We start from the raw sequence: 12,039 nt of genomic DNA, 5'->3' as shown, positions 1-12,039 counted from the left end.
TTGAATTAGCTGGTAAACAGTCTGAGTGTAAAAGATGTGGCGCGTTTATATAATTTGAATTTCAGGAATACGATGAAGCCTACCGAACCTAATTGCACAACAGGCGCAAAGAAGCCTTGGCCAAAATCGGTACCAAACAAATTGGTCCAGAAATTGGTATTTATTTCAGTATATATGGCGTTGACAAATACATTAACTAGAAAAAATGCTGGCACTAGCATATATACAGCTGCATAAAGTTTAAAAAAAGTGTAGGCAAGGGAACGGAATTTTTCAAAAACAGCCAGACTTATAACCAATGGGAAAAACGCTTGCATAATACCTAATAGAAAGAAGCGTTCTGCTAAAAATAGGGGGTAGATAAACAGGTCAAGAATCCACAAGATGGTACTGAGTATAAACGCTAGTATCTTGAATCCATATAGCGGTGTTATTAATGCTTCATAAAGTAATGTCATTGCCATACTTGCTGCATCCAGTAGACCTACTTCTTCCTCAAGCGGTAAATCTTGTAATTGTAACGGCAATAGTGCAGGTGCGGTACCACGATATTTTCCTTCAATAGCAACTAATATACCATCAAAAAATCCTAAAATATGTGTTGAAAATATAACCAAGAGTATCACCGCAAAATTTTTTGCGAGTTCGCCAGGACTCAATCCCCAAGAATAACCATCTTTATCCGCAATACCTTCATTATACTTTTTTAGGATATTAATCAGGAAAAACAATACGGCAAGCGTTTTCATTCCTGCAATAGTATATTGCGAAAAGCTGCTGTTTTGAATAGATTGAAATATCGTATCGATATATTCTAGCCCAATCCCTAAAAGGATAACTGCGGTCATTTCTAATAGTTTGTTTCGCGATTATTGACTTTATCTTGCATTTTTCTGAAGGAAATAATATCCTTGTAACGTTTCGTTTTGGTTTTGATGTTTGAAACCATTTCTTTCGATTCTAATTCTTTTTCTTTTAGGACTTCTGCACGTTCGGCATCTGTCATTTTAAGATTATCGCTAGATAATATTTCACTCATAAATTCAACGGTGTCCAATGAGTTTTGCACTATGGCATCGAATGATTCTGCAATTCGTGTAACTTCCTCTGGTTTTATATAAGGCGAGTTCAAAATATCCTGCAAATCGTTCTGCATTACATTGATAAGATGTTGGTTGTTTTGTGCAATTTTATCAACTGCTCTAAGTTGTTGTACTACACTAGATACTTTTTCTATGGCTTCTTTTGCGTCTTTCAGGAATTGTACAGACTTAATCATTTGAGCTGTTTGTTTACCTGATTCTACAAGTTGTTTTACTAAACTGATAAAATTGGTGTTGTCATAAGTTGGCATGCCTTGGGCGGTAGCACCACCAGGCAATAAAAGGGCAATTGTAAAAATTAGCCCAAATAAAATTGTTTTGATTTTCGATTTCATAATACTATGTTTTAGATGTGAATTCTTTTATAGCCAATTCCATATTTTGGCTTTTTTCATAAATGGCCATTATGGTCTCGTTTTCTTGTCCATCGGTTAAATAGGCTGCATAGACTTCTTTCGGGACTTCAAGACGGAAAATGTTACTTTCTCTACCAATCTTGATGAACATTTCCGTGTACTTTCGTGGTCCAGATAAGTTGTTCTTTATAGATTTTAATTGGTTTAGGTCGTGGCTAGATAGGTTGAGTCTCTTAACTAATTCGTCATAACCTTTTTCATTATTTAGGCTATAGATAACTTGTGTGTTTTCTAAAATGCTTGCTGATGTCGAATTGTTGGGAAGCTGATTAATAGATTGCAGAATAATACCAATGGCACCGTTTTGTTTCCTAATAGCTTGGTAATAAAACTCCACACTTTCCAGTACGTTTTCAAACTTCAGTTGTTTTGCAAACTCATCAAAAAGTATGATACCTTTTTCAGCTCTGTTTTTCCAAATGGTTCTTTGGATAGCAGACTTAATCAGCTTCAACATTACGGACAGAATTTCCTTGTTGTCCTTCACTTCATCCAATTCAAAAACAATCAAACGTTTGTCTTCAATTTTATAGGTTTGATCTTCACTGACTTCAAATAGAAAACTATATAGACCATCTCCAACATACTCAGACATGACATGCAAGAAGCTTGTAACATTAAAGTAGTCGGGATGGATTTTTAGGTTTTTCAGAAGGTCTTTCTGTTTACTTTCTATAAAGCTGTAGAAACCTTCTAATGAATGATTATCGGAAGTGCTATCAAAATAATGGCGCAGTATTTTCTTAATTGAAACTGATTGTGCTTTGGTCACTTTCATATCTGAAGCAAATAATTCAAATAAGAAAACAGACAAATCTTCAAGACGTTCTGGGGTCAAGTCATTAACATCGCTAATGTAAAATGGATTGATGCCTAAATTCTTTCCACTTTCGTAACGCAGCACGGTATATTTTTCAGGATAAAGTTTGGCAAATTTGGTATAAGAACCTCCCAAATCAATGATGACCAAACGAACGCCACTTTCAAAATATTGACGCAATATGTTATTCGCTAAAAACGATTTGCCTTCTCCGGTGGGTGCAAAAATGGCAAAGTTACGTGCTTTAATTCGTTTCTTTTTTTCATCCCAAACATCTTTTAATACCGGAATATTATGCTCTCTATCATTAAAGATGATGCCTGTAGTATCCGATTTGTAATTGGTGTTGTTGATAAACAGACAAAGCGCATGTTTTAAATCGGTTACATACAAATCATTATTCGAGAAATTAGAAGAAAAACAGCAGTAACTGTTCAGTATATAATTTTTGCGTTCTTCGCCTCTTGGATAGTAAGGAATGATATCCAATTCTTTAAATTCGGTTTTGATTTTTGAGGTGATTTTATCAAGCTCTTTGGCTTCCTTCGCCCAATAGACAATATTGAGATGACCCCGTATAATGCGTGAATTATCATCAGCATTAATTTGATCAAGAATATGTTGAATTTTACCCAAAACCACTTTGTTCTGTGAACCAAAATTGGAACTTTTATTGAGCTCCTCAATTTTCTTATCTAGCAGCTTACGCCACTTTTGTTTATCATCCAAATAAAGAATCTGATTGACAATATGGTTTTCATTAAGCGTAAGTCCTAAACCATCAATAAAACCTTGATTAAATACAAAATCGTCCGAAGTGAATTTCTCATTGGTTTTACTACTTTGTACATTTTCACCAAAGCACAGTTCGCTGTTAATAGCTAGTGCATCAAAATGGTTTTCGCCAATTTTAACGCTTTTCTTATCCAGTAAAATATCAGTATCAAATCCTTCGTTGAAACCATTAAAATAACCATTTGTGAGTTGCTGAATTTCTTCCGATTTAAGCGGGAAAAACGCCATTTTTCGACTATTATTTATAAAGGAAACAGAGTCGCTTACCGAGTTGACGAAGCTTTTAATGTTGTCATCTAGTTCTTGTATAATTCCTTTTGATATTTTTTTGAAAGGATTGACATACTTCGGATTGTTGAGTGCTTTGTTTTTGGTTAATATGAAGAACAAATAGCATTTGTGTTCAATATGTTCACGACCTTTAAAATGTTGATGGGTGGCTTTTTCTAAAAAGGTAGTATTCGGAAGTTTTTCTGAAGTATAAGATTTTTTAAGATAAATGTCCTGTTTGTGTACAACAGTTCCAATTGGCAACGATTTCAGAGCTTGAAACCAGGCAGCATGCATATCCTCAAAATCTTTTTCGGATAGTGAATAGATTTCTGGCAGATTCCCTTCATAACACAATGCCACATTACCATTATTGGCAAATACGATATGGTCCTGAATATCTACAATGGGTTGATATGCTGAAATGTTAATCTTATTCATAATTAAAGCCTGAATTTCTTTTGTTACTTATAATTCTTGGAAAGGCATTTACCATTTGAAAAAGCTGCGGATTGTTGGTTATCCGCGTCAAGACAACATATAAAGTGGCATTGAAAATCAGTATACCAATGATCACCCCAAAGCTGAAAGAGAAAATGATGACCAATAATGATGCAAGAATAGAAACCATCATTAAGGCAAACAGGGAAATGGGCAATCCAAAAATGACTGCCCGTTTTCTTATGTTTTTATAGACTTCATATTTCTTCATTACACCACTATTGTAATTAAGTATGTGAAGATGCCTACCACAGCACCTGCTATGAGTACAAAAACTAAAACACGAGTAATACCTTTTTTAAGGTCTGCATTCTCACCAAAAAAATGACCAGCATTAAATAGAAATCCGACAAGAAAGATGACACCTAGAATGATTGGGAAGATCGTTCTAATGGTGTCTGAAACATCATTTACGGAGTCTTCAATACCTCCAATTTGTGCGAAGCTTGATGCAGATAGTAATAACAGAAAAGTTAATAATAGAATTGATTTTTTCATAATAGTTTGTTTTTTAGATTTTACGAAATCTATTATGAATTGAAGCTTATGGAAGAAAAAAACTAAATTTTAACGCAACTTCATGTTAAACTTTGGAAGATTCTTAATGTTGTGAAGGATTTGTTGAATTTTGTTCAAACAACAATCGAGATGAACATTTTAAATCCTTTTTATAAAATACTACTTACCATGAATTTATGTCTCATGGTTTTATCTCTTAATTCACAAAATATTGAAGATAAAAAAGTGGTGGTTATTGATCCTGGGCATGGTGGAAAGGATTCTGGAGCTATTGGACTGAATGGAATAATGGAGAAGGATATTGTGTTAAGTATAGCAAGGAAGATGGATCGATTAAATAAAAATACCAAAAGTAATTTTGAAATCTATTTAACACGCTATAAAGACACTTTAATTTCATTATCGGATAGAACACGATTAGCAAATATGCTAAAAGCAGATTTGTTTATTTCCTTGCACTGTAATCAGTCTGAAAACCAAAATGCTAGGGGTGTGGAGGTTTATGTTAGTGCAAATGGTGGTAGTTTTTTAAGGGAGTCTGTTCTGTTAGCTTATAAATTAGAAAAACAAATGAAAACGAAGCTTGGACTTGAAAGTAGAGGGGTGAAGTTTGGGGATTTTCAGGTTTTAAGGGAAACCCATCATAATTGTCCCACAGTTCTTGTAGAATTAGGGTTTTTATCTCAAAAAGAAGAAGCAAATTACTTAAATAAAGAAGCTTCAAAATATTTCATAGCCATGGTTATACTTCAATCAATTAATAAATTTTCAAGATTATGAACGAATTTTTTATCGAGTTAATAAAATGTGTCAAAGATATTTTGATATCAATATATCATCAAGTACTTAAGAAAAAAGAGAGATAGTCTTTCAAATTTCTAAATTCCCCCAAACCAAAGGATGCTCACTAGCAGCAACATTTTTATTAGTTACAGATTTATAAATAGACCATTGAGGTCGCTTTTCTGGCCACATCGCCTTACGGTTTAAGCCGCTATCTTTCATGATTTCAAATAGGGCAGGAGATACTAGCATATAATCTTTTTGCTTGATGTTAACGCCTTTTCTATAGGCTCCTAATCGGTGGTAAGTGGCATCATTTCCAGCATCACAATCTACCTCAAAAGACAAGTGTTTAGTAATGTCTTTTAAATTGGTTTGTTGGAGTAAAGGCGATAAAGAATCGCAATAGGACGGCGCATTAAGTGTGCCTGCAATTATGATGTTGGTTTTATCTTCAGCTATCTGTTCCTGATAGATAGTTGCAATGTAGTTTGCCTGGTTTTTTCTTAAGGCATCCGTGAAATCCTTATCTTTAGTTTGCTTTTGTAATTGGGTTGATAAAATATGAATGGTTAAATTATTTGGTGTTAAAACTTCATATTCAATAAGGCAATTTATGGGATGGGTTTTTATTGAAACTAATTTATGATCCGTACGGAGTAAAATGCCCAATTCCAATCCATTCAATTCTTTACTTTGAACAACAAAGGATTGTGCATAAGGTTTGCAATCAAATTTAGGTAAAATCAATTGGTTGAATTCTTCCAAAGAGGCTCTATCTTCAATTTCTTGAAGCAATAATATATCTGGATTAACAGCTGCAATAACGCGCCCTTTGTTATCGGTGGCTTCTGGTCGAATGGGTGTGGTTTGTAATTCTATCCAACCATTCCATTTTGTGAGGTCACTGGCTTTGGAATCGGTGGAATAGTTTAAGCCTTTCATATATAAAAAACCTGCTTTTCTGCGTAAAACAGCATAAGGTCGAGGACTAGATTTTTCAAAACCAGTTAAAAAAGAGAGCTCCCTAATGCGGGTTTGATCTATTAAAGATACGGATGGTTTTCGCATTAAATCATCAAGCTCGTTAATCCAATCGGTTAAATTTTTTCCAAAAGATTTTTCTAATAAGCTTTTATCACGATGGAATAAATTCTGGATGTTAAAGGTTGCTATTTTCATAATGTTTTGGTTTTATTTTCGTTTATCGTTTGTGTGCTTATCAAATGCAATAAGATTGAATAGAAGGCGCATTCTACTTCGTACTCTGTTTCCGTACAATTCTTCTAATTCTTCGGCATTTAAGTTTGTTGTGGCATGGGTTTTTATGTTGTGATTTAAGAAAAATTCGTAGCGAGACAAGAGTATTTCTCCCATTACATTGCAATCTTTTGCATAGTGTCTTCCAATGGGTTCGATACCCAAATCATCAAAACAAAAAAACTGACTGCAGCCGTAATCTTCAATGGTTTTGTAACCTATGTGGTTAAACCCGAAAACGATGTTACGAGAAGGCACTAAAACGTATGGACGCTGATGTGGCACAATGAATTTTAAAAGTCTCATTAAACTAGTTTTGCCACAGCCAACTGGACCAGAAAGTAAGATGCCTTTGTTCGGGTCGATGTCATTTCGTTCGCAATTTTCAATGTCTTTAATAAAATAATGGCACAGTTTCATAATGATATTATGGTCTTCTTCATAGATTTTAAAATGTTTACCAAAGAGCAGTTTTCCTTTGGCATCGAGGTAGATTAGTATTTTCTTAAAATCATAGGTAACAGCATTTCCATCGAATGTACCAATCGAAAATTCTACACCACCTTCGGTGATTTTAGAGGGGTTGGTCATAATCTTTGATTTTTGAGGTTTTAAGGTTATCCTTGTTTTGAGACACTGGCTCAATTTTTTTTATTTCATTTGCTTTTATCATCCAATTTGAAGCGGTTGCGTGCCAATCTGTAATTTTGATTTTGCCTCCAAGTTTCCAATCAATTGATTTGTAATGGTTATAAAATTTTAAGGCTTCAATTTCAGGCCAATTGTTCATTTTAAAAAAAGCGACAGCTTCATTTTTATTTTTTGGTAGCTTAAGTTTATTAATGTTTTCTATTTGTTTATTAATGTTTGTATTATGTATCAATGCCTGTTCAGAGCCTGTTTCGGGCTTATTCAGAGCCTGTTCAGAGCTTGTTTTAAAAATGAACATCCTAACCTTACTCCCTTTAAAAATGTTATATGAAGGTAAATAGCACAGATACTTCCAGTCGTTAAGGTTTTTTAAGCATTTGTGATAGGTTGCAATTCCGCCAATTTTGGCTATTCCCATAACTTCTTCCCTATTAATATAAAATTCTTCAGGGAAGCGATTGATATTCCAAAACTGAAACAAGGACATATACAAACTGATATGGGTGGGATTTAATCGGGAGTCTTTCGAGAATTGTTGAAACACAGCGTTTAAATGTTTTATATAATTCATAAATCTTCACTCAATTTAATTTGAACCCGGTTTTCTATCATGATTTTCTGGATTTCATCAGCTTCATAAAAATTAATATTTCCCATTTTAGTGTGTGGGATTGTGCCATTCATTCTAAAGTTTTGTAAAGTTCCAGCGCTTATGCTAAGTAAATCCATGACTTCGGATGATTTGAGATACTTTTTTAATCCTGTGCCAGATTGTTTGAATAGTATCTTTTTAATATCATTTAGTAGTTCAATTTTGAATTCTCTTAGGTCGTCGGTGGTTATAATACTTGTTGCCATGATAAGATTATTACATTATTATTTATGTAGGTGTTTGACATTCGTTTAGCAAATTTGATAAGTTTTGATGGTGTTTAAGCAGTAGTTGAACCGTAGTCGGGTTAGATTTTTTAGTTGTAAAAAAGTTGGAATTTGTAGTGATTTGAGTTTTTCAAAGGACTGTTTGGGTGGAGTAAATAGAAAAAAAGTAAATAAAATGGTAATTACAGGAGGTGCACCCGACTACGGTGATTTTGAAGTATTATTCCTCAGAATTATTGATGTAGGTAGTTAGTCCTTCTGATAGGTCATCCAAAAATTTTGTACGGCTCATTTTTCTTGTTTTTATTTCGGCAAAGGTTTTGTAGCAATCCCCAATGTCAAAATGTAAAACCCTTTCTAGTGCAGAAGCGATTTCTTTAATATCGGATTTACCATTATTAATAACTCTATTATGATGAAGGGCATAGATTAATTCGGTTAGATCTGTTTTTGTTGAAGTCCATTGTAGTTCTACCTCATTTGTAACTTTTAATTTGCTATTTATTTTTGGATTTTTAGAGTTAATCAATCTGTTTTGGAGGTAGGAAATAAAATTATTGTACGCCGTGAGTTTGCCTAATAACATATCATAAGGTGTACAGAAATCGGGATCTTGAAAGTAGAATTTTGAAGAAGTAATAGGAAGATTGTCAAAATAATCTCTTGTGAAGTATTGCTCGTCAAGATGCGTGTGTTTTGACTCTATATAATGTGCAAAGTCCATATTATAAAGAAAAAAACGATTTAGTTTGCTCAATTTCTTTTTTACATGTTTTCGTTGTTTGTTTATGTCAGCTCTTGGAAATTGGATTTCGAATGAACGGATTTCAGAATAGTAAATAAGTTGGTTAAGGGGAATTTGCTTTATGTTTTTAAAAAAAAATATTTCTTCATTTATTGATTTGAACCCTTGTTTAATGATTTCTTTTTTAAAAGTATTGAGAAGGTTTCGACAGGTTATTATGCTTTGGTTAGCACGTTCAATATTTTCTTGAGTGTCATATTTTATATCATCCAATTTTCTAAGAAGGTTCTTATTATGTAGTTTGAAGTCCATTTTGATTTACTAATATAATTAGTGCTTATTGAAAAAGATTTCAAATTAAAAGGACAATATCGATGAAGAAAAGAGAGAAGCATTTATATAATTAATCGTTCATTTTTTATGTTTCTCTTAATTTAGGTTTATTATTATTTTCACAAAATGTATAAAATAATATTTATGAAGCAAATAAATAGTTGCGTAATTTATGCGTATTTAATGTGAATATTATTCACAATTTCTAAGTAATAGTTGAAATTAAAGCTATTTTTCAAATTTTTTTATAAAATCTTCTTTATTGGAAACTCGCGATTTTATAAAAACATTGGAAGCATGTTTCCTTACCGTACTATAAGCTAGAAACATATTTTTAGCTATTTTTTTATAGCTATTACCTTTTATAATTTGAATGGCAATCTCATTTTCTCTATTTGTAAAATTATATTCTTTCCCAATATTTCGTTTTAATATAAAAGTGTTTTTCAGTCTATACAAATAACTATTAATTTCCATCGTGGTAACTATAAAAAAAGCCATAGTAACCAATGGCTGGGTAATGGGTTGAAAATCGCCAAAATAAGTAAGCAATGGCAAAAGAATAATTGATAATATAGATGATAGACCCATATAAGTTTGGACTTTAAAATAGCGTTGCCTTTTTACCTCATTTTTTATAGTTAGAAAGAAATAAATAAGGAATGTAATGGACAAAACTATAGGTATTATTAAGAAAAGACTTCTTGCGAAGTTAAGGGACTTAGTATAGTAATAAGGTATTATGAAGAATATGAAAAAGCTAAGCGACAATATGATTGACAAGTTTTTAATTTTAAAAAAGTGGTTAGGTGTCATGATGTTGAATTCAATATATAAATACCAGACAAGGTAAATACACATAAAAATAGAGATGCTATATGTTACTATATATTGCATAAATAGTGGTCCTGGAAGAGATTTATTTGGTAATAATCCATTCAATAGGTTGTATAAAAGAAATAGGATTGCTAAAACCAAATATCTGTAGGATGCCTTGTTAGTTTTTTGTCGATTGAAAACTATTTTAAATAATTGAAAAATAATGATTATACTAATAACAATGCACATGAAAAGTACAATCCAATGCATTGATGATGAGTATTCATACTCTGGTGTATAATAATAATTTTTTTGAATAAAAAGCATTAAAGTGTTGAATTACAAAACATTAATATAATATTTTTTTTACAATTAAAGAAGTTTTATCTTAGTATTAATTAAAAAACACCAAGATGCTTTCAAAAAAATATTCATTAGGTTTTTTTCCAACACCATTGGAGAAGATGGAAAACTTGTCAAAAAAACATCCTGATTACAATTTATTTATCAAACGGGATGATAACTCTGGTCTAGCGTCTGGAGGTAATAAGGTAAGGAAACTACAATTTTTTATTTATGAAGCTTTAGAAAAAGGGTTTGATACCATTATTACCGCGGGGGCACAACAATCTAACCATTGTAGACAAACCGCTGCAGCATGTGCAAAGGCAGGTTTAGAGTGCCACCTATTGTTAGGGGGTAATCAACCAGAAAATTACACAGGTAATTTATTGCTTTCACATTTATTAGGTGCCAATATCCATTTTGCAGGAGAAAATAGAAAGGGTGAAGATTTATTTTCTTTAAAGAAAAAATTAGAGGCACAAAACAAAAAAGTTTATGTAGTGCCCTATGGAGGTTCTAACTTGCTTGGTGCCTATGGGTTTGTTGATGCTGTAAAAGAGTTAAAAGAACAACTATCCAACATGAACTTGAAAATGGATTATATATTCTTTGCTTCTAGTTCTGGTGGAACGCAGGCTGGACTCAAACTTGGAGTAGATTTATATGGACTTGATGTAATATTAATGCCTATAAGTATTGATAAATTGGGCTACGGAGATACAACATTGGATGAAGCTGTACTAGAACTATTGCTGGAAGGTCAGAAAACATTGGGTATTGAAAAAACATATACAATTGAAGATGCAACACTAATTAGAGGTTATGATTCACAAGGATATGGTGTTGTTACTTCAAACGAAAGGAATGCAATAAAAGAATTAGCACACAGCGAAGGTATTTTGCTTGACCCTGTTTATTCAGGAAGGGCATTTTATGGTATGTTAGACCATCTTAAAAGTAATAAAATTAAAAAAAATTCCAATGTTCTTTTTTGGCATACAGGAGGTTTACCAGCTAATTTTTATTATTCTAAAGAATTAATGTAAGAAAATAATATGAGTTTAATTGAATTTGTTGCCATTTGTGTTTGTTTGGTGTATTAGTGTAAAAAAACACAAAATGTTTTAGCTATGTTTTAGCAAAAAAAAAAGTCAAGAAATTTTTTTCTTGACTTTCCTTTGTTTACCTTGTAGCGAGAGGGGGGCACGATCCCCCGACCTCCGGGTTATGAATCCGACGCTCTAACCAACTGAGCTACCTCGCCTAATTTGAGGCTGCAAATATAAAAACATTATTGTTGTCTGCAAATAATAGTTGAGTAAATTATTATTAAAATTTTCTGCTTTACTTAGTAATTAATGTATATATTGGGAACTAAATATTTTATAGTACTTATGGACGAGAAAATTAAATTTGAAATTGAATTTACAATACAAGCATCACCTCAATTAATCTATCAATATATCTCAACACCTTCTGGGTTATCAGAGTGGTTTTCAGATAATGTGAACTCTAGAGGCGAATTGTTTACATTTATTTGGGATGATAGCGAAGAAAAAGCAAAATTGATAAGTAAAAAAACAGGAGAACGCATCAAATTTAGATGGATAACCGATGAGGATGACCAAACCTCTTATTTTGAAATTAAAATTCAGGTAGATGAAATTACTAAAGATGTTTCGTTAATAATTACAGATTTTGCAGAAGAAGACGAAGTTGAAGAGTCTAAAATGCTTTGGGAAAATCAAATTTCTAGTTTAAAGCAAGTATTAGGCTCTGCTTAATTCCAAAACAATATAT

The 12,039-nt window shown here is 32.4% G+C and carries 15 protein-coding genes and 1 tRNA gene; 4 read left to right on the top strand and 12 right to left on the bottom strand.

Going from position 1 to position 12,039, the window contains the following annotated elements; genetic code table 11:
- Nucleotides 1-5: 5 nt before the first annotated feature.
- From EV196_RS05360 to EV196_RS20110, 4 genes are read right to left on the bottom strand one after another with little or no spacing between them, the layout of a single operon-like run.
- Complete coding sequence (locus tag EV196_RS05360) at nucleotides 6-848, bottom strand: hypothetical protein (protein ID WP_132215773.1); 843 nt, start codon at nucleotides 846-848, stop codon at nucleotides 6-8.
- A 2-nt stretch (nucleotides 849-850) separates the two neighbouring features.
- Nucleotides 851-1,438 (bottom strand): conjugal transfer protein, encoded by a 588-nt coding sequence (locus EV196_RS05355; protein ID WP_132215770.1) that lies wholly within the window; start codon nucleotides 1,436-1,438, stop codon nucleotides 851-853.
- Nucleotides 1,439-1,442: 4 nt separating this feature from the next.
- On the bottom strand, nucleotides 1,443-3,845 hold the full coding sequence (locus EV196_RS05350; protein ID WP_132215767.1) for a TraG family conjugative transposon ATPase: 2,403 nt from the start codon (nucleotides 3,843-3,845) through the stop codon (nucleotides 1,443-1,445).
- A complete protein-coding gene (locus EV196_RS20110; RefSeq protein WP_243652194.1) occupies nucleotides 3,838-4,026 on the bottom strand; it encodes a hypothetical protein in 189 nt (62 codons plus the stop codon). The genes EV196_RS05350 and EV196_RS20110 overlap by 8 nt, the downstream gene beginning before the upstream one ends.
- Between EV196_RS20110 and EV196_RS20200 the strand changes: the two genes are divergently transcribed.
- A complete protein-coding gene (locus EV196_RS20200; protein ID WP_262711330.1) occupies nucleotides 3,974-4,099 on the top strand; it encodes a hypothetical protein in 126 nt (41 codons plus the stop codon). The two genes, EV196_RS20110 and EV196_RS20200, sit on opposite strands and share 53 nt — an antisense overlap.
- Nucleotides 4,100-4,115: 16 nt before the next feature.
- Here EV196_RS20200 and EV196_RS05340 read toward each other — a convergent pair whose 3' ends face one another.
- Entirely contained in the window at nucleotides 4,116-4,403 is a 288-nt protein-coding gene (locus EV196_RS05340) for a hypothetical protein (protein ID WP_132215762.1), read from the bottom strand.
- Nucleotides 4,404-4,553: 150 nt separating this feature from the next.
- On the opposite strand from EV196_RS05340, the gene EV196_RS05335 reads away from it, so the two are divergent.
- The gene (locus EV196_RS05335; protein WP_243652182.1) at nucleotides 4,554-5,204 is read left to right on the top strand and encodes an N-acetylmuramoyl-L-alanine amidase family protein; all 651 of its coding nucleotides are present in this window, start codon (nucleotides 4,554-4,556) and stop codon (nucleotides 5,202-5,204) included.
- A 90-nt stretch (nucleotides 5,205-5,294) separates the two neighbouring features.
- On the opposite strand, the gene EV196_RS05330 is transcribed toward EV196_RS05335, so the two are convergent.
- From EV196_RS05330 to EV196_RS19855, 6 genes are all read right to left on the bottom strand, one after another.
- A complete protein-coding gene (locus tag EV196_RS05330; RefSeq protein WP_132215759.1) occupies nucleotides 5,295-6,389 on the bottom strand; it encodes an exonuclease/endonuclease/phosphatase family protein in 1,095 nt (364 codons plus the stop codon).
- A gap of 12 nt (nucleotides 6,390-6,401) precedes the next feature.
- Nucleotides 6,402-7,058 (bottom strand): P-loop NTPase family protein, encoded by a 657-nt coding sequence (locus EV196_RS05325; protein ID WP_132215757.1) that lies wholly within the window; start codon nucleotides 7,056-7,058, stop codon nucleotides 6,402-6,404.
- Complete coding sequence (locus tag EV196_RS05320; RefSeq protein WP_132215754.1) at nucleotides 7,042-7,689, bottom strand: hypothetical protein; 648 nt, start codon at nucleotides 7,687-7,689, stop codon at nucleotides 7,042-7,044. The genes EV196_RS05325 and EV196_RS05320 overlap by 17 nt, the downstream gene beginning before the upstream one ends.
- Nucleotides 7,686-7,976 (bottom strand): helix-turn-helix domain-containing protein, encoded by a 291-nt coding sequence (locus tag EV196_RS05315; RefSeq protein WP_132215751.1) that lies wholly within the window; start codon nucleotides 7,974-7,976, stop codon nucleotides 7,686-7,688. Before EV196_RS05315 ends, EV196_RS05320 begins: the two co-directional genes overlap by 4 nt.
- 241 nt (nucleotides 7,977-8,217) lie before the next feature.
- Entirely contained in the window at nucleotides 8,218-9,054 is an 837-nt protein-coding gene (locus EV196_RS05310; protein WP_132215748.1) for an RteC domain-containing protein, read from the bottom strand.
- A 249-nt stretch (nucleotides 9,055-9,303) separates the two neighbouring features.
- Nucleotides 9,304-9,666, bottom strand: coding sequence for a helix-turn-helix transcriptional regulator (locus EV196_RS19855; RefSeq protein WP_165876106.1), 363 nt, complete (start codon nucleotides 9,664-9,666; stop codon nucleotides 9,304-9,306).
- Nucleotides 9,667-10,307: 641 nt separating this feature from the next.
- On the opposite strand from EV196_RS19855, the gene EV196_RS05300 reads away from it, so the two are divergent.
- Nucleotides 10,308-11,285: a D-cysteine desulfhydrase family protein gene (locus EV196_RS05300; RefSeq protein ID WP_132215742.1), complete on the top strand. Its 978-nt coding sequence runs from the start codon at nucleotides 10,308-10,310 to the stop codon at nucleotides 11,283-11,285.
- 144 nt (nucleotides 11,286-11,429) lie between these two features.
- Here the strand turns inward: EV196_RS05300 and EV196_RS05295 are convergent.
- Nucleotides 11,430-11,503, bottom strand: a tRNA-Met gene (locus EV196_RS05295).
- A gap of 130 nt (nucleotides 11,504-11,633) precedes the next feature.
- Between EV196_RS05295 and EV196_RS05290 the strand changes: the two genes are divergently transcribed.
- Entirely contained in the window at nucleotides 11,634-12,023 is a 390-nt protein-coding gene (locus tag EV196_RS05290; RefSeq protein ID WP_132215739.1) for an START-like domain-containing protein, read from the top strand.
- Nucleotides 12,024-12,039 lie beyond the last annotated feature (16 nt).

Source organism: Mariniflexile fucanivorans, from assembly GCF_004341235.1.
GTDB classification, from domain to species: Bacteria; Bacteroidota; Bacteroidia; order Flavobacteriales; family Flavobacteriaceae; genus Mariniflexile; species Mariniflexile fucanivorans.
The sequence above is the reverse complement of the archived record's forward strand: the minus strand, read 5'-3'. Positions and strand labels throughout refer to the sequence as shown.